The 18,170-nt window shown below is 45.4% G+C and carries 17 protein-coding genes and 1 pseudogene; 8 read left to right on the top strand and 10 right to left on the bottom strand.

Features of this window, described 5'->3' with window-relative positions; genetic code table 11:
* Nucleotides 1-1,392: M3 family metallopeptidase (locus KT99_RS17970; RefSeq protein ID WP_005502948.1), on the bottom strand; the 1,392-nt coding region annotated here is incomplete at its 3' end.
* Nucleotides 1,393-1,630: 238 nt separating this feature from the next.
* The gene (gene ggt, locus KT99_RS17965) at nucleotides 1,631-3,379 is read right to left on the bottom strand and encodes a gamma-glutamyltransferase (protein WP_005502946.1); all 1,749 of its coding nucleotides are present in this window, start codon (nucleotides 3,377-3,379) and stop codon (nucleotides 1,631-1,633) included.
* A 94-nt stretch (nucleotides 3,380-3,473) separates the two neighbouring features.
* Here ggt and KT99_RS17960 point away from each other — a divergent pair, with 94 nt between their 5' ends.
* Nucleotides 3,474-4,835 (top strand): GNAT family N-acetyltransferase, encoded by a 1,362-nt coding sequence (locus KT99_RS17960; RefSeq protein ID WP_005502945.1) that lies wholly within the window; start codon nucleotides 3,474-3,476, stop codon nucleotides 4,833-4,835.
* A 44-nt stretch (nucleotides 4,836-4,879) separates the two neighbouring features.
* Here KT99_RS17960 and KT99_RS17955 read toward each other — a convergent pair whose 3' ends face one another.
* Entirely contained in the window at nucleotides 4,880-5,497 is a 618-nt protein-coding gene (locus tag KT99_RS17955; protein ID WP_005502943.1) for a LysE family translocator, read from the bottom strand.
* 147 nt (nucleotides 5,498-5,644) lie between these two features.
* Nucleotides 5,645-6,685: a 4-hydroxyphenylpyruvate dioxygenase gene (hppD, locus tag KT99_RS17950; protein WP_005502941.1), complete on the bottom strand. Its 1,041-nt coding sequence runs from the start codon at nucleotides 6,683-6,685 to the stop codon at nucleotides 5,645-5,647.
* A gap of 223 nt (nucleotides 6,686-6,908) precedes the next feature.
* On the opposite strand from hppD, the gene KT99_RS17945 reads away from it, so the two are divergent.
* A complete protein-coding gene (locus tag KT99_RS17945) occupies nucleotides 6,909-7,802 on the top strand; it encodes a LysR family transcriptional regulator (RefSeq protein ID WP_005502939.1) in 894 nt (297 codons plus the stop codon).
* Between the two features lie 27 nt (nucleotides 7,803-7,829).
* Here the strand turns inward: KT99_RS17945 and KT99_RS17940 are convergent, their stop codons facing one another.
* Entirely contained in the window at nucleotides 7,830-8,186 is a 357-nt protein-coding gene (locus KT99_RS17940) for a hypothetical protein (protein ID WP_005502937.1), read from the bottom strand.
* A gap of 169 nt (nucleotides 8,187-8,355) precedes the next feature.
* On the opposite strand from KT99_RS17940, the pseudogene KT99_RS23060 reads away from it, so the two are divergent.
* Nucleotides 8,356-8,556 (top strand): annotated as a pseudogene (locus tag KT99_RS23060) (DUF6508 domain-containing protein); the annotation flags it as partial.
* A gap of 303 nt (nucleotides 8,557-8,859) precedes the next feature.
* Here KT99_RS23060 and KT99_RS17935 read toward each other — a convergent pair.
* The gene (locus KT99_RS17935) at nucleotides 8,860-9,849 is read right to left on the bottom strand and encodes a cytochrome-c peroxidase (protein ID WP_005502933.1); all 990 of its coding nucleotides are present in this window, start codon (nucleotides 9,847-9,849) and stop codon (nucleotides 8,860-8,862) included.
* Between the two features lie 323 nt (nucleotides 9,850-10,172).
* Here KT99_RS17935 and KT99_RS17930 point away from each other — a divergent pair, with 323 nt between their 5' ends.
* Nucleotides 10,173-10,904, top strand: a complete 732-nt coding sequence (locus KT99_RS17930) for a substrate-binding periplasmic protein (RefSeq protein ID WP_005502932.1) — start codon at nucleotides 10,173-10,175, stop codon at nucleotides 10,902-10,904.
* A gap of 56 nt (nucleotides 10,905-10,960) precedes the next feature.
* On the opposite strand, the gene KT99_RS17925 is transcribed toward KT99_RS17930, so the two are convergent.
* Complete coding sequence (locus KT99_RS17925) at nucleotides 10,961-11,368, bottom strand: YccF domain-containing protein (RefSeq protein ID WP_005502931.1); 408 nt, start codon at nucleotides 11,366-11,368, stop codon at nucleotides 10,961-10,963.
* A 216-nt stretch (nucleotides 11,369-11,584) separates the two neighbouring features.
* On the opposite strand from KT99_RS17925, the gene KT99_RS17920 reads away from it, so the two are divergent.
* Nucleotides 11,585-12,505 (top strand): pyridoxal-phosphate dependent enzyme, encoded by a 921-nt coding sequence (locus KT99_RS17920; protein WP_005502930.1) that lies wholly within the window; start codon nucleotides 11,585-11,587, stop codon nucleotides 12,503-12,505.
* A gap of 309 nt (nucleotides 12,506-12,814) precedes the next feature.
* Here KT99_RS17920 and KT99_RS21425 read toward each other — a convergent pair whose 3' ends face one another.
* Nucleotides 12,815-12,988: a hypothetical protein gene (locus tag KT99_RS21425; protein ID WP_086017609.1), complete on the bottom strand. Its 174-nt coding sequence runs from the start codon at nucleotides 12,986-12,988 to the stop codon at nucleotides 12,815-12,817.
* Between the two features lie 698 nt (nucleotides 12,989-13,686).
* Between KT99_RS21425 and KT99_RS17915 the strand changes: the two genes are divergently transcribed.
* Nucleotides 13,687-14,628, top strand: a complete 942-nt coding sequence (locus tag KT99_RS17915; protein WP_005502929.1) for a chemotaxis protein CheV — start codon at nucleotides 13,687-13,689, stop codon at nucleotides 14,626-14,628.
* A 21-nt stretch (nucleotides 14,629-14,649) separates the two neighbouring features.
* On the opposite strand, the gene KT99_RS17910 is transcribed toward KT99_RS17915, so the two are convergent.
* Both KT99_RS17910 and KT99_RS17905 read right to left on the bottom strand, forming a co-directional pair.
* Complete coding sequence (locus KT99_RS17910; protein ID WP_040572187.1) at nucleotides 14,650-15,318, bottom strand: hypothetical protein; 669 nt, start codon at nucleotides 15,316-15,318, stop codon at nucleotides 14,650-14,652.
* Nucleotides 15,319-15,406: 88 nt separating this feature from the next.
* A complete protein-coding gene (locus KT99_RS17905; protein WP_005502919.1) occupies nucleotides 15,407-15,766 on the bottom strand; it encodes a DUF2750 domain-containing protein in 360 nt (119 codons plus the stop codon).
* 752 nt (nucleotides 15,767-16,518) lie between these two features.
* Here KT99_RS17905 and KT99_RS17900 point away from each other — a divergent pair.
* Nucleotides 16,519-17,706 carry a lytic murein transglycosylase gene (locus KT99_RS17900; RefSeq protein ID WP_040572186.1) on the top strand — a complete coding sequence of 396 codons (1,188 nt, stop codon included), beginning with the start codon at nucleotides 16,519-16,521 and terminating at the stop codon, nucleotides 17,704-17,706.
* 226 nt (nucleotides 17,707-17,932) lie between these two features.
* On the top strand, nucleotides 17,933-18,170 hold a 238-nt coding region (locus KT99_RS17895; RefSeq protein WP_005502915.1), incomplete at its 3' end, for an FKBP-type peptidyl-prolyl cis-trans isomerase.

Below are 18,170 nucleotides of genomic sequence, written 5' to 3'. Positions count from 1 at the left end.
GCTGTCGCGAACATAGTAGTCACCCATGAAGATGGCCATCAGGGAACCGTCTTTGTCATACACTTCCCAGGTACGCACTTCATCGTTGTACTTAGGTAGGTCGGTACGTTCCTTGACTGTGATGCCAAATAAACGATTAGCCGTATAGAACACACCTTTAAGGGTATTTTCCAGTGAGAAGTAGGGGCGGGTCTGCTGCTCGTTAAAGCTGTATTTAGCCACACGGATCTTGTCTGAATAGTACCACCAATCCCAACCTGCGAGTTTGAAATCGCCGCCTTCAGAGTCGATAAGCTCTTGCATCACATCAACTTCGGCTTCGGCTTGGGCAAGGGCTGCAGGCCAAACCTTGTTGAGTAACTCATAGACATTTTCAGGTGTCTTAGCGGTGCGTTCTTCCAGTACGAAATGTGCATGGGTCTTGTAACCCATCAGCTGCGCACGCTCTGCACGTAGGGCTGCCATCTTAGCCAAGATCTGCTTGTTATCATTAGCGTTGTCGTTATTACCGCGCATGATATAGCCGTTGTAGATCTTTTCGCGTAGCTCGCGACTGTCGGCATAGGTCAAAAACGGTGTGATAGAGGGGCGTGAAGTGGTGAACACCCACTTACCTTCGTGGCCACGCTTGGCTGCAGTATCTGCTGCCGTGTTAATCACATCTTGTGGTAGACCTGAAAGATCGGCCTTGTTATCGATGACGAGCTCAAATGCATTAGTTTCGGCCAGTAGGTTGTCACCAAATTCCAGGCTGAGCTTGCCAATCTGATCATTAAGGCCACGAAGCTTGGTCTTGTCTGCGTCGTTTAGGTTAGCGCCGCCACGAGTGAAAGACTTATAAGCGTCAACGAGTAGCTTAGACTGAGCGGTATTCAAGCCCAGGGAATCCCGTGAGTCATAAACCGCTTTTACTTTTTGGAACAATTTGTCGTTTAGCAGTACATCATCGCTGGCCGATGAAAGCATAGGCGAGACCTCTTTTGAGATCGCCTGTAGCGCATCGTTAGTGTCTGCAGCCGTTAGGTTGTAGAACACGCTGGCGACTTTTGAGGTTAGCTCACCTGAAAACTCCATCGCTTCGATTGTGTTAGAGAAGTTGGGTGCTTCTGGGTTATCTATGATGGCTTGCATTTCGGCTTGATGCTGAGCAATACCGGCCTTGAATGCAGGTAGATAGTGTTCTGGTTTGATCTTATCGAAATCAGGAATACCAAGGTAAGTATCGTATGGCTTAAAGAAAGGGTTACCCGCATTGTTGTCGATTATCTGCTGCGCTACGACGTTAGGTGCCAGGTTGGTATCGCCGCTTCCTGTCGTTGAAGAGCTACATGCACCTAATGCAAAGGTGAGTGCCATAGCGGTTACTAGTGGTTTGAGGGTTAATCCCTGCATATTTATATCCCCGATTTGTTTTTATTTGCTGGTGTTGAAATATTGTCGCCAAGCCCATAGCGGGCGAAAGCGTGCAGTTTAAGCTAGACAAAATTTATCATGACAATTTATACGTTAAAAGTCTTAAACTGACGTTAATAGCTTTTAAATATCATGGTTAAAGGTGTTAAAGCTATCAAAATAATGTTTTGTTTGTAACAAATGTTTTGCATGCTCTGTTTTTATACATTATCTAAGATTAATACCCTAAGGTCAGCGATCCAGCGCGGCGAGGGTCTGATGAGCCAAATATGCCTTGCTCCGTGACCATAATCGATTGGGTCGAGCCGATGGCGTTACCCACACTGACTTTATGACCCTTAGCTTCGAGTAGCTCAATGGTGTCACGATTGAGGCTATGTTCGACACGTAGTACATCGGGCAACCACTGATGGTGTATGCGAGGCGCGGCAGTGGCTTCGGCGATATTAAGATCATGGTCGATGACATTCATGATGATCTGCATCGTGGTCGTGATGATGCGTGAACCACCTGGGCTGCCGGTGATGATAAAGGGTTTGCCATCTTTCATCACTATGGTTGGGCTCATGGAGCTGAGTGGCCGTTTGTTGCCTTCGACTGAGTTGGCTTCACCGCCGATCAGGCCATAACCATTTGGAGTGCCGGGCTTTGCAGAAAAATCATCCATCTCATTGTTGAGTAAGATGCCTGTGCCTTTAGCCACTAATCCCGAGCCATAGCTGAAGTTTAGGGTGTAGGTATTGGCTACCGCGTTGCCCCATTTGTCGACCACAGAGTAATGGGTGGTTTGGTCACTCTCATAGGGGATAAGTTTACCGGGTGTAATTTCGCTGCTCGGTGTGGCCTTATTGATAGCGATTTGACTGGCTAACTTTCTGGCATAGTCTTTACTGGTCAAGGCATCTACCGGCACCTTGTAGAAGTCTGGATCGCCAAGGTATTCACTGCGATCGGCATAGGCGCGTCTCATCGCCTCAGTCATCAGGTGAAGAGTTGCGGCGGTATTATGACCCAGTTTATCGATGGGGAAGGTCTCTAATATGTTGAGCATTTCGACGATGTGGATGCCGCCGGATGACGGTGGTGGCATAGACACCACTTTATAGCCACGATAATCCCCTGTCACCGGTTTACGCTCGACGACTTTATACTGCTTTAGATCATCGAGTGTCATGATCCCGCCAGCGTCTTGAACGGCTGCAATTAATTTTTGAGCCGTTTCCCCTTGGTAGAAGCCTTTACTGCCTTGCTTGGCAATTAAGGATAAAGAGTGGGCCAGTTCAGGTTGTTTTAGTACGTCACCGACTTGATAATTACTGCCGTCTGCTTTATAAAATATCTCGGCAGAGCTTGGCCATTGGGCGATTCGTCTTTTAAGCCCAATTAAAGAGGTAGAGAGATCCGGTGTGACGGTAATGCCTTCACTCGCCATTGTTATCGCCGCAACCATCACTTGCTTCATGGTCATGGTGCCGTATTTCTCGAGGGCCAGTTCCATGCCCATCACAGTACCCGGTACGCCAACGGCGAGGCCGTGTTCGCGGCTCAGTTTAGCAACGGCGTCGCCATGCTCATTGAGGTACATGTCTCTATGGGCTTTCGATGGCGCCATTTCACGGTAATCGATAGCGATAGTCTTGTTGGGCTCGGCGAGATGAACCAACATGAAGCCACCGCCACCTATGTTGCCAGCACGAGGCAAGGTCACCGCAAGGGCAAAGCCAACCGCCACGGCGGCATCGACGGCATTACCGCCTTGCTTTAAAATCTCTACGCCTGCTCGAGTCGCTAATGCCTCTTGACTCGACACCATGCCATGCTTAGCCCAAACGGGTTGCACGGTTGCCGTGTGGCTGTATATTGAAGATTCAGCGGCTTGTACGGGGGCGACATGCAATGCCGAGGATAAGCCCAGTAAAGGCACGGCCACAGAGATGGCGACGAATAATCGTGTTAGCGAGCGCATTGAAATCCCTTTTTTATATTAGAAAGTTATAGTTATTTCAGCAATGTGCCGTTAATCATATAAAATAGCAAGACAAAAAAAGTAGGAGAAGTACGTGTTAGGATCAGACTTGAAGCTTGAGTTCTCGGAGTCAATCTCCAGTATTCCTGCCGATGAATGGAATACCTTGATGCAGGGAAATGTTGACAAGCGAGGTAAGGGAGTTAACCCCTTTACTTGTCATGCCTATCTGCTGGCGTTGGAAGAGAGTCGTTGTGTATGCCCTAAATCCGGTTGGACTCCCATGCATATGTCTGTGCTGAGCCAAGATAAGCGGATTGCTGTGATGCTTCTCTACAGTAAGAGCCATTCCTATGGAGAATATGTGTTCGATTGGGCCTGGGCCGAGGCCTATGAAAAGAATCACATCGACTATTACCCTAAGCTATTGAGCGCGGTGCCTTTTACGCCTGTCACGGGCAACAGGTTAGGCATAGATAAGCAATTAAGTGAACAAGAGGCTCAGTCTGTCGTCTCCTTGATGATTCAAGCGCTCTGCCATGAGATGAGGCGCGGAAGCTATTCAAGCTGGCATTGCCTGTTTATGCCTGAGGCGCAACATAAGCTTATCTCACTGTCACAATCACAACCACAGTCCCTGTTAGAAGCAGAATTAGCGTCAGGCTTAGCTTCACCTTCACCTTCATCTTTAACCCCCCTTAAGCGCACCGGCACTCAGTTTCATTGGCGTAACCAAGGTTACCGGGGATTTGATGATTTCTTGTCTGTTATGAGTTCACGTAAACGAAAAAACATCATCAAAGAGAGAAATAAGGCCCAAGGACAAGGTTATACCTTCAGGTTTGTTCCGGGTTGTGAGGTGACAGAGGCTCAGTGGCAGTCCTTCTACTACTGTTACCAGGTAACCTATGCGAAACGCTCGGGCCACTACGGTTATCTTAATCTAGACTTTTTTAAACTCATTGGAAAAACGATGCCGGAGCAAGTGCAATTACTGGTTGTCGAGAAGCCACTGCCGCAATTCTATGGTTCAGATAGTTCAGATAGTTCAGATAGTTTGGATACTCCAGAGAGCTTGGATGACCATATCGGCTCAGCAGAGGAACTCGGAGATGCCCGTATCGTCGCTGCTGCGCTCTATTTCACCAGCGATACGCATCTCTATGGTCGGTATTGGGGCTGTTTAGAAGAGGCCGACGCCTTACATTTCGAGGCGTGTTATTACCAGGGGATTGAATACTGCATCAAACATAATTTGCAGATCTTGGATGCGGGTGCTCAGGGAGAGCATAAGATTTCTAGAGGGTTTGAGCCGGTGGAGACCTACTCAAACCATGAGATTGCCCACCCCGGTTTCAGAGACGCCATCGAGAATTTTACCCTACAGGAAGCCGAACAAAATCGACGTTACATGATAGAGGCAGCTAAGTCACTGCCGTTTAAGCACAAGGATTAATGAGGCCCTAAGAGCTAGGATCTAGGGCTTGTTCTGTATCGTGTTTAACCTAACGCCAACCAGAAACCGACACCTATCATCAATGAACCTGCGATACGGTTCATCAGTTTAATGTTGTCACCTTTAGACAAAAACACTCTTAGGCTCTTACCGCCGGAAGCGTAGGCGAGCATAGCAACAGCCTCAGAGACTAAGATGATAGACAAGAGCCAGAACAGCTGAGGCGCCACCGCCTTATCAGGGCTGATGAATGGCGGTAACAGGGAGACCATAAAGGCCCAGCCTTTGGGATTTGAAATCGCAGTCATCAGTCCTTGATTGAATAGACTTATGCGGCTCACTTGTGTCTGCTGCTCATTGGTTATGGTCATTTTGCCTTTAGATAACCACATCTGGATACCAATATAGCCCAAGTAAGCACCGCCGGCATATTTGATGATTGAGAAGGCTTGAGGGTAGTTAAGCATGATACTTGCGACGCCCATGACAGCAGCAATGGCGACGATAGCCACACCAATCAACTCCCCACCCATCATCCACAGGGTTCGACGCACACCGATACTCATGCCTAAGGTCATGGCGAGTGTCATACACATGCCGGGGGTGATTGACACGAAGAAGAAGGTAGGTAGAAAAACAGCGAGTAGGGCGATATCTGGCATCGGTAATAAGCTTCTTAATTTTTGTTAGAAGGAGGCTCAGTCTAGAGAATATTGTGCCCACTGAAAACAAAAAAACAGCCATTGAGGCTGGTTTTACATCCGGCCAACCTAAATCAGCACACTAGTTAACGTAGGAGACTTGGCTTGTTAGAGCACGCCACGACGCTGCTGATCACGCTCTATCGACTCAAACAGGGCGGTAAAGTTACCTTCGCCGAAGCCCTGATTATTCTTACGTTGAATGATCTCGATGAAGATAGGGCCGAACAGATTCTTAGTGAAGATCTGCAGCAGGTAGCCATCGTCATCGCCGTCGATCAATATCTGATGATGCCTGATGCGCTCCCTGTCTTCGGTGACCTGAGGCAGTTTGTCGAAGATGGTCTCGTAATATTCTGGGATAATGTCTAACGTCTGAATGGATGAGCCTGCCATTGCATCGAGAGAGGCGATGATATCACGACTTCTGAATGCCAGATGCTGTACGCCCGGGCCATCATACTCTTTCAGATATTCATCGATCTGATTCTTCTCGCTGCCTTTACCTTCGTTGATTGGAATACAGAAGCTGCCATCCGGTGAGCGTAGGGCGTAAGAGATCAAGGCGGTTTTAGCCCCCTTAATATCGAAATAGCGCACCTCGGTGAAACCGAAGATATCTTTATAGAAATCAGCCCAAAATTCCATGGTGCCTTGGTAGACATTATTGGTGAGATGATCGATTTCGATAAAACCTTTTTCCTCGGTGATGACGGGCTGTTCGAGATCGACGAAATCATTTTGGTAGATATTCTTCTCTTCACCAAAGATGTCGATAAAGTAAATTAAGCTGTCACCTATGCCATAAATAGCCGGATAAGGATGATCCTTGTTAGCATCATCGGCAGGTTTAGCACCGCGAGCTACCGCGCCTTCGAAGGCAAACGGTGCATCTTCTACGCGCCAGCCCATAGAACAGATCGCAGGGCCGTGAGTCTTAGCAAACTCGGCCGAGAAACCGCTTCGCTCGTTGTTCAGCAGGAAGTGAATGTCATTTTGCTTGTAGTAACTGATATCTTTGTTCTTGGTCTTTTTCAGTTTTGAGAAGCCGAAATCGATAAATACTTTATGCATGAATTCAAGATCTGGGGTGGAAAATTCAGTGAATTCTATGCCCAATAAGCCCAGTGGATTTTTTGCGCTTGCCATTGTTCTATCCTCGTTCAATTTTTCATGCACCTTGATGGGTGCTTTTTTATGTTTTATGTTTGGGATGTGATGTCTTTCTGTTTTGAGCCAGACACCAGTTTCACTTAAATTGTGATCTTAATATCAATTTAGTTACTCAGATGAACAAAAAAAAGAATAATAATTGGTGTGAGTTAATCTATAAAATAGATGGTATGTTTAGGTTTACACTAATGAGGCGTGTATGCGTATAGATGTTGATGCATTTAAAGTACTTGAGGTTTTGGTCGAAGAAGGCAGCTTTGCTAAGGCTGCAGAGCGTTTACATAAGGCTCAGTCTGCGGTGAGTTATCAGATAAAGAAGTTAGAGCAACACTTAGGTGTAAATCTTTTTTGTCGGGATCAGTACCGAGCCGAATTAACGCCGGAAGGTAAAGTTATCCTCGCCGAAGGCCAGAGACTGTTGCAGTATCTGGCAAACATTGAACATTTAGCGAGCAGATTCAGTGAGGGGTGGGAGCCAAAACTGGAACTTGTGATCGATGGAGCCTTGCCGATGGAGCCCATCATGAAGGCATTGAAACGTATGGCTGCCCATCAGATCCCGACCAAAATTCAATTGAATATGGAGTTTCTCGGTGGAGTACAAGCCAGATTTGAGCGAGATAATGCCGACTTGATGTTAGTGAAAGACTATCGTACCGGTCCCAATTATCGACCTCAGTCTCTGCCGGATATCACCAGCATACTCGTCGTGGCGGCAAGCCATCCCTTGGCCGTGGAAGAGAATATCTCGTTATTTGAGCTGCAAAGGCATGTTGAGCTCACCATCGAAGATTCCTCTCCCGAGATAAGCTATCAGGATGAGCTCCAATTCGGTGGTGATAAGGTGTTTTATCTGTCAGGTTTCATCATGAAGAAGAATGCATTGGAGATGGGATTAGGTTTTGGCTGGATGCCAGACTTTCTTATTCATGATGAGCTTAAGCGTGGGGAGCTGGTTGAGGTGGATTTCAGTGGTGGTAGTCGCCACAGCTTCACGCCTAAGCTAGTGTCGACCATGGAGCGTCCATTGGGTAAGGCGGGACGTCTGTTTACTGAGCTCATTATGGAAGAGTTCGATCGTGCAGAGCTCTAGCCTAGCGGGTCTCAGCTTCCAAGCAGATTAATCTGTGATGATATCGAGTATTTTGCGTGTTTTATCATGAAATTTTATCAGTGAGCCATCGATATCCAGAGTGATATTGCCCTGCTTATCCATGGGGAAATGTATTTTTCCGCGAGAGAAGAGGTCATTACTCAATATATCCCCTCGGTGAAGTTTCTTTTGCCATTCGGGTGGTAATGGTTCGCCTTTGGCGACTTTTTTCTGTAAGCCATAGGGGAGAGTCGAAGGTTTGCCCTGCTTATGGTGTTGCTGATGCTTTTCGCTCTTGTCATTTTTAGCCTCGACCCCAGTCGTGAATAGAGACAGACCTGTGGTTAACACCAAGAGAAATGCGAGATATAAAAGCTTGTTCATATACTTATCCTATCCGTTTAGCTTTAATTGAGAGCTTCACTAAGTTATAGCATTCCAGTAGTGGTGTCAGCAACTGGCCCTGTAGCCCAGTAGAGAAAGCAAATCGGCTTAACGGCCGATACTTATTATATATCGTACCGTTAAGCTTAGGTTCAGTGCTCATCTTCTATATTGGTATCAAAATAGTCATTTAGTTGACCGCCCCGAGTATATTGCCGATGCCAGCCTGCATGATTGCCAATTATTGCTCACCGCCATGACGCGACTCGAAGGCTTTAGCCCAGGGGTGATGGATAATATGAGACGTCAAGGTGTCTTGATTGCAATCCTTGAACGTTATAATAATTTTTCAATGAAACTTGCCTGTTAGAAGACCAAAAGAGTTAGGGTATAAGCTAGGTTTTATCCATCCATGGTCTCTTTAATAGGAAGAGTACATACTCTCTATTTAAGAGAAGCCAGACATAAAGCAAGCTTCAAGCCTTCCATGGCAAGCTTGCATAAATGTTCCAGACATAACGTAGATTTTTATCCATCCATGGAAAATCGACATAAATGTTCCAGACATAACGTAGATTTTTATCCATCCATGGAAAATCGACATAAATGTTCCAGACATAAAAACGCCAGCATTTAGCTGGCGTTTGTGTATCTGAAGTTTATACAGATTGGTCTAGTCAGCAAATGGCACGGGTCTTGGTGTTTTAGCGTTCGATGGCGGCAGGATAGGTAACACAATCTGCGGCTGCTCACCGGTTAGAGACTTAAGGAAAGCCACCATCTCTTTGGTTTCGGCCGCAGTCAACTCCTGTCCTAATTGGATCTCTGCCATGGTATTCACCGCTTCTTCCAGTGTCCAAGTTGCTCCGTCGTGGAAGTAGGGATAGGTCAACTCGATATTTCTGAGTGTTGGCACCTTAAATACGAATTTATCGGCTTCGTTACCTGTAACAGCCTTACGGCCTTGGGCGGGGTTTTTGGTATGGAATGGTTTGACGAGCCCCATCTTCATATACATGGTGCCGCCTACAGCGGGTCCGTTGTGACAGCTAGTACAGCCTTTATCTTTAAACAATTGATAACCAGATTTGACCTCTGCACTGATTGCTGATTTGTCACCTTGAAGATATAGATCGAACGGGCTATTTGGTGTCACTAACGTCTTTTCAAATTCCGCAATTGCATTGGTAATATTATCGATATTGACAGCATCTTTACCATATATTGCAGCAAACTTTTCCTGATATGCAGGCATAGAATTTACAGTCAAGACAGCAAGTTCATGGGTATACCCCATCTCTCCTGGGTTAGCGATAGGGCCACCTGCTTGCGCTTGAAGATCTTTGGCTCGCCCATCCCAGAATTGGGCTAAACCGTATTCTGCATTGAGTACGGTTGGCGAATTAATGGGGCCTTGTTGCCAGTTGTGACCTATGGATGTGGGCAGTGCATCGACGCCACCTAATGACAGGTTGTGGCATGAGTTACATGAGATGAAGCCAGATTTTGAGAGTCTGGGTTCGAAAAAGAGCATCTTGCCTAATTCGACTTTTTTTGGTGCTGTGATTTTTGCAGGTTCAATAATCTGGATAGGCTCCTGAGCCATGGCAGCCGTGCTGATAGCTGCGAGAATGGCGAGAGAAACACAAGAAAGTTGCTTCATACTAGACCTCATTAAATACTTGTTTTTTGTGTGGGTATTTTATGAGGCTATCTTATTCCTTCACCAATGAAGGCGGTAACACTTTGTTTCGATAGAGTCTATCGTATTTTTGGATTAAGTAATTGTGAAGCAGATCTCAGACTCTATGCTAGGTCTTTGTTAAGAGGAGCGTGCAGGTCACGCTCTGTTGATAACCGTTAAGTATAAACTGTCTATACTTATGTAAAATCGATGCTAAGTAGGATATCCCCATTAACCGAATAAGAATAATATTTGCGTTTACCGGGTTCAGCACTTTATCAGGGAAATGCGGAATCAGGCTTATGCTACTTTTAGCCCTATTGTTAAGCGTGCCCGCCAAGTCAGATACCCTCAAGTTGACTTCGTTACACTGGCCCCCTTACTCAGGTAAAAAGCTGGTGGATCAAGGGGCATTGATTGCCATTACTCGCGCCGCACTTAATGCTATGGGTCATGAGCTTACCGTCGACTTTTATCCCTGGAGTCGGGCGGTGAGGCTGGCTAGCCGAGATGATTCTATGTATCTGGGATATTTACCCGAATATTCTTACCCTACAGAGGCCTTTATTTTTTCTGAATCACTCGGCGTAAGCCCGCTGGGCCTGGTAGAGAGAAAAATTTATCCTATCCGCTGGGCCAAACTTATCGATCTCAATGAGTATACATTAGGTGTTGTCAGGGATTATGTGAATACCGCCGCTTTCGATATCATGATCAAACAGGGGACTCAACCCGTCGAAGTCGTCAGCTCTGATGAACATAATATCAAGAAGGTGGCGACAGGTCGTGTAGACGGCGCCGTTATCGATGTACATGTTCTCAGGTACATATTGGCGAGAGATGACTTGCAGCCATTAGCCGATAAGTTACAGATAAATCCAAAGCTGCTCGAAGAGAAACAATTATATGTTGCCTTTAAAAATAGTCCTGATGGCGACAAGTGGCGGGATATTGTTAATCTTGGCCTGGCTAAAATAGACGCGAAATCTATTTTGGATAAATATATGACTTCTGTCGCGACGACCAATAAATAATGGGAAAACTGCTAATGGTGGCTCATAGGTTTGACTCAGTCACCGTTAGCCGTTATTTAGGCTTTCGCCACCACAGTTTGGCCGATTGGCGTTAGGCTCAACATGGCCAGTTTGAGATGTTGAATGCCAAAAGGGATGCCAATAATCGTGACAAAACAGGCTAAGGCATGGGTGATATGTCCGATAGCGAGCCAGATCCCAAATAAAAGGAACCAGATAATATTTCCCACGGTGCCAAAAGCGCCGGTACCCAGATCTTCTTGTCCTGTGAGGTGTCTTCTGTTCATCTGTTCCTGACCGAAGGGCCAAAATGTCATTTCGCCTATGACAAAACAGGCGCGTCCGAATGGGATCCCTATGATGCTGATGAAGCAGAGTAGGCCAGCTAGCCACCATGCTAATCCCATGATAAAGCCGCCAAGCACAAACCAAGCAATGTTAAAAATTAACCGTAATATTGCCATTTAGACCTCCAGAGAAAAATCATTTGTTATTTTCATTCTTAAATCTTATCAAGCGAATACCGTGCCAATCATGTAAGTAGCTTGTTTTCAACTGCTTATGGTTTGTTGTGGGGAGCCTTTTAGTGAAATTTATCAGCTTTTAGTACTTTTAGTCGATTGTGATGCCTAGCCAATGGTAAAATCATTGCCTGACTATTCCAGTTTTAATGCCTTGAAATGAAGCTAAGCCATACCCCTGTCGATACCCTAGAGATGTTTAACAGACACATTTTTGTCAAGAGAGATGATCTGCTCCATCCTGAATTTTCAGGTAACAAGGCGCGAAAGTTTGCCTATTTCCTCGAGCATGATTTTCCGGGAGTGACTAAGCTCATCGGCTATGGCTCACCTCAGGCTAATTCCCTCTATTCTATGTCGGCGCTAGCAAAACTTAAGGGGTGGAGTCTAGACTTCTATGTGGATCACATCGCCTCTCATAGCAAATTGAATCCAAGTGGTAATTATGGTGCGGCATTAGCCAATGGCGCCCATATCATCTCACTCGATACTCTGGATGATAGAGCTGGCCGGGACACTCACACCTATATACAAGAGGTGGTGCTGCCGCTTGAGGCCAATGCGGTTTTTGTTCCTGAAGGCGGTCGCTGCGAGTATGCCGAGTTCGGAGTATCTAAATTGGCTGCAGAGATAGCGCAGTGGGCAAAGGAGAGTGGATTACGTCATCTCGTCGTTTTTCTGCCTGCTGGTACCGGAACCACAGCACTGTATCTTAATAAGTTTTTTGTTGAACAAGAGATGAGTATCCAGGTGCTTACCTGTGCCGCGGTTGGGGGGAGCGCCTATTTAACCCAGCAATTTAACGAGTTGTCAGACAATCCAACACACCACCCTGAGATTGTGACTCTGGCAAAAAAGTATCATTTCGGGAAATTATATCCTGAGTTTTATGAGATGTGGAAAACGCTCTCATTCAGTGGCATCGCTTTCGAGCTACTTTATGATCCTCTCGGTTGGATGGCGCTGGAACAGTATCTAAGTATCAGCCAGGATGATGTGCCTATTCTATATCTTCATCAAGGGGGCTTATTAGGTAATGAAACCATGTTACCCAGATACAGGCGGAAATACGGTGATTAAAAGTATGATGTTAATCTATAGTACTGGTTCGAACCAAGAGTGACGTTTGGATGTATGAGATGCGTTGTGGGGAGTATTTACCGTTTGGTCAGGCTAAGTATCTGTGAAAGTGATACAGCCTGAACCAAAGGTAGGAGTTGCTTTATTGCTTAATAGCCGACTTATGGTGCCGGTCCTATCTGTTTCCTGTTTATTAGCGGGGAAACATTCGATACCAGTGAGAGGAGTGTATCGATTAGCATCTGTTTGTTGCTTGAACTAACTCTGACTAGCAGCCTAGTGAGAGGTCTGACAAAAACTCATTTAAACTTACTTATTGCCAGATAATAGCCAGTTCATAAATTCCAACGCTTCGGTGCGCTTAGAGAAAGTCTGTCGGTTTTTTCCTTGGCTATCGGTGAACGCGATAGAAGATTTATTTACTGAAATAGAATCTACTGGAAAATTAACTGTGATCTGGTGACCATTTACATTGTACGACATAGGTCATACTCCTTATGTGTTACTGCTAGCATTAATCAGTAGCAGTTTGTATTTAATAATAAAATCCTTAGCAATTAGCAAAAGATGAGCATAAGTTCGTTTTGAGGCTACCCATCTTCAACGGTTTAATCAAGTAAACTAGTTATCATTAATTGTTAACAATTGTAATCTGTCTAATAAGCAGTGAACCGATTGGAACAAAGTTAAACACAGATGTATGACAGCTAGATGACTAAAATTGAGGAGTTGAACCGGCGTTATAATATTTTTGCGAGGCAGTGACGATATGGAGTCGGACTTACAAATAAAATTAAATATAGGCTTCTCAAAACTGTCGACAATTATACCCCCTGTAATGGCATTGTCAATGCCATTACCATATTATTGTGCGATTTTTCTTTGGAAACATAATTGAGCTGTAAAACTTTTGTTTGTGACGGAAAGAGTTGCATCTAGGTATCATGGATATAGTAGTGAATCATGGTTCTCGTCTCATTCCAGTGGCACCCATAGCGGCAAGAATATAGGGGGGTGTTAATCCTGAACTTTAGTTATCATTTTGAGCTTAACTTGATTTCTATCAGCTCGAAGATAGTGATAAAGTCTATAATCACCAAGAACTTTATCGGGATGCCCTTTATCTTTGTCCCTTTATTTTTAGAACTTTATTTTAAATATTTTATTTTGAGAGCAGCATAATGGCAAAAGTACTCGACTCGGTTGACCAAAGAACCCAACTTGTAGGAGAAAATCGGCTTGAACTATTACTGTTTCGCATCAATGCCACTCAACTTTTTGCGATAAATGTATTTAAAGTAAAAGAGGTGGTTAAACTGCCTCGATTGAGTGCCGTTCCCGGTAGCCATTCTCATATCTGCGGTGTGGCCAATATTCGTGGAACGTCCACCCCGGTTATCGATCTTCGTCGTGCCATCGGCTATAGGCCTATTACAGGTGAACATGAAGCTAATATGATCATCACTGAGTATAATCGCAGTGTTCAGGGCTTTAAGGTGGGTAAAGTCGAGCATATTGTCAATATGACCTGGGGAGATATCTTACCACCGCCCAAAACGGCGGGCAGACATAATTATTTAACGGCGATAACTCGCATCGAAATCGATGGGGTTAGCCAAATTGTGTCTATTATCGATGTGGAAAAGGTGTTGGCCGAGATCATCCATTATGACGTCACCCTGTCTGAAGGGGTACTCGACCTGAGCTTGGTTGACGAGATGCAGGGGCGTAAGATTTTAATCGCCGATGACTCTTCGACGGCGCGAAGGCAGATAAAGGAGACACTCGAGCCGTTAGGCATAGAGATCTTAGAGGTTTCAGACGGCTTGCAGGCACTCAGAACGCTACAGGGGTGGTGTGATGAGGGTAAATCGGTGCACGATGAGATCTTAATGCTGATCACCGATGCAGAAATGCCGGAGATGGATGGCTACAAATTAACCCATGAGATCCGCAGCGATAAGCGCATGAATAATCTCTTTATCACATTGAATACTTCATTAAGTGGTAGCTTCAATAAGGCCATGGTGGAGAAGGTAGGCTGTGATCGTTTCATCTCTAAGTTTCAGCCGGACTTGTTAGTCGATGTGGTGCAACAGAGGCTAAGAGAGCTAGTTAGATAAATAATTGGGTAACTAGTGGGCTTAGAACCAAGTTTTGTCGGTTAAAGGCGTGCCTTGCTCGATGGCTATGTCTTTTACCACCTCCTGCTTGACTCGTTTAGGTGAGGCTATGTTGATGCGGCTGATACGCACAGCATAACCGAAGCGACTACGACCTACTTGGGATAGCACGGCTTCGAAAAAATGTTTATCCAAGCCTAAAGTTTGACTGTAATGGTTAACCGCTTTAGCAAGTGAGCCATATTTCACCCCGTCAAATTCAAAGCCTACGACAAAATCACTATCATCTATTTCCACTCCATCTAAGCTTAGTGGCCAACCCGTTGAATTGACTCTATCCCTGGCAATTAGGTACATCATCCAGGCACTCTTCTTGAAACCCTGAAAAACGTGACAGGAAAACTCAGAGTCGATTAATTCCTGCTCTGTCCAATTAACTCCAATGGCAAGATGGTTGGCGTAGATACGCATTAATCCATCTTTGACGGCTAGCTGGCAATCCCAAATAGATGTTAACGGACTTTTCATCGCCAGTTTCAGGCACTCTTTACATGCCGGAACCGCTAAACTGGAATGAGGCGTATGCACGCTTGCATGATATTCAAATACGCAGTTGGAAGGCTCATTACAGAACCAGCAAGTATGGCGAAATTCGAAGGGGACATCGATGAGGGGAACAGATGGCGTCATAATCTATCCAAGACAGATATGACGCAATATGATGCCTGAAATTCAATAAAGTCTGTCATTTCAGCATAAGAGCATGGCGAGAGATCAATTACTCTGCTTCAACCTGGACTAATGATTGAGCCAGTTCGATAGGGTCTATTTCTAAACATTCTTGATCGGCTATCCAATCGGTACCGACAAGTACACCATCGTCGTTTAGGTCCGATACCCAAAATTCAAGGAACTCGACTAAGGTGATCGACACAGCTTGATAATCTGACCACTCTTCACTGCAGTGAATTTTGGCATTCGCTTCTGAAGACCAAAGCGGCATTACGTCAGTATGTTCGTATTCCGATGAATCGCAGACAACCCAGCCTTCACCGGTCTCATCTTGTAATCCCCAGACAACTTGATGTTGTTTTACATTCTCGATAAAGCTGGCTAGTTCAGGGGTAATTTCGCTCATGATGGATCTCTTCAGTGTGTAATTAAAACCGGGTCATTATACGCCAAGCGAGCTATTCTCCAAGGGAATCTTGCTGATTAACGTCAGTTATACCATTCCGAGTAGGTATCTGATCATTCAGCGGGAGTTCAAAGCACTGTAGGCAAGGTCTATATTTGCTCCTCGGTAACTGCTCCTGCGTTACTCTACCTCCTATATCCCTATAGTCGTGCAATATAGACATTCACCACATCCATGTGGCTTGCGAATGTTTGAAGCTAATAGTTATTCTCGGCAACAAGCTCCTGCGCTGCTCTCGATAATTGCTCCTGCATTATTCTACCTTCACCCGTCCATGGGCTCGTACCTCCTGCATCTGACCTCCATGGTCTTAAGCGTTCCATACGCTTTAAAGACATTTCCCATATCCCTATGGGTCAGGGAAATGTCTTATTTTGTATGGAACAAAATAGACCATGCAGTCGTATATCGAAAACATTCAACGTAGCATAAAGGGCTTTGCCCTTTGCTTTAAACATCAGCCGCACTGCGTGAGGCTCTCAGTGTTTCCACTTCTGTGTTACATTGACTTAAAAGGGAATAACCATTTCCTCATCAATATGCCTTGAATTGAAAAAACTGAGAGCCTCTGAATTGACCAGATACTTATATGGAATGGTATTAGATAAACATTAAGTAAAAATAACCTTATTTCTGTCGAAAAAAAGGCATTAATAGTTAAAATATCTTTTTGCATTCTTGGAGTTGTCGTTTTGATTAAAAATGTCCCATTAGCATCCGTACTCTTCGTCTCTTCCCTCTGGGCGTTGCCTGCTAGCGCAGATGATTTCGCAACTTGTGTGGTTAATCTGCAGCAGAAAGCCCAGCGAGAGGGTCTTTCGAAGGAGACAATCGATAACGCGTTAGCCAATGTTAACTATGTCTCCAGAGTGATTGAGCTCGATAAGAAGCAACCCGAGTTTAGCCAGACCTTCGATAACTATTTCAGTAAGCGGGTGACAGATTGGCGTGTAAGCCAAGGCCGAAAAATGTTGCGAGAGCACAAGGTGTTATTGGCGAAACTACAAGAGACCTATGGTATTCCACCGCAATACTTGATGGCATTTTGGGGGCTCGAAACCAACTTTGGTGCATATAAGGGCAAGATGCCGGTGTTAGATTCATTGGCGACCTTGGCCTGTGATCCTCGTCGTAGTCAGTATTTCACCGGCGAGTTGATGAAAGCACTAAAGCTTAAAGAGAAGTATGATTTTGATGTGTCCACTATGGTGGGCTCTTGGGCCGGGGCCATGGGGCATACTCAATTCATGCCGAGCGCCTACACTCACTACGCCGTCGATGGTGACGGTGATGGCAAAGCCGACCTATGGAATAGCACTGCCGACGCATTGTCTTCGGCGGCTAACTTCCTCAATCAACTCGGTTGGCAGCGAAATGAGCGTTGGGGCAGGGAGGTGAGATTGCCTGCAAATTTCAATTATGATTATCTCGGTAAGTCTAAGGCTCAAGGATTAACTGAGTGGAAACAACTTGGTCTGACTCAGAGTAATGGCGCTGCCTTATCGACCCCGGACATGACAGCAACACTCTATCTTCCAGCCGGGCATACCGGACCGGCCTTCTTAGGTTATAAGAATTTCGATGTGATCATGCGCTGGAATCGCTCTGAATTTTATGCCATCGCAGTCGGTCATTTAGCCGATAGGATTAATGGCGGCGTGGCATTAGCCATAGCGCCGCCGAAACAAGATAATTTAAGCCGTGCTCGTGTTAAGGCGTTGCAAGCTAAGTTAAATGATAAGGGTTTCGATGTGGGCAAACCCGACGGTGTGATGGGAAAAAATTCTAAGACAGGCTTACGTGCTTATCAGCAGAGTGTGGGCCTGCTCGCGGATGGATTCCCCGATGAGGCGACGTTTAAGGCCATTGAAATCAACTAGTCAGCTTATTCATCAAGTTAGGATTATTGCAGATGACCTTAAGTACAGGATCACCACAAGCGTGTGTTAGCTTGCCTTGGCTAATCACGAGATACTTAAACATATAGAACAACTCGCGATTATCCCTGATGGTTCGAGCCGCTAATATTTAACACTAGAGTGCGTAAAGGACTTTTGTTAAGCTTCGTCACCAAAATAGAGTCAGGTATAGAGTTAAGGACATTTGATGAGCATTAAAAATGATATGGTTGTGCAGTTTAAATACACACTGCGCGATGAAAAGGGCGAAGTTTTAGAGACGAATAAAGATCTGGATCCTATCGCGTATCTTCACGGCCATAACAACATGATGCCTGGTGTTGAAGATTCAATTGAAGGTAAAGAGGTTGGCGTAAGCTTCTCTGTCACACTGGCGCCGGAAACCACCTACGGTGTTAGAAATGAAGATGCGATCAGCGCGTCTC

Source organism: Shewanella benthica KT99 (assembly GCF_000172075.1).
GTDB lineage: Bacteria > Pseudomonadota > Gammaproteobacteria > Enterobacterales > Shewanellaceae > Shewanella > Shewanella benthica_A.
Note: the sequence above shows the minus strand (reverse complement) of the source record. Positions and strands in the feature narration are given on the sequence as shown.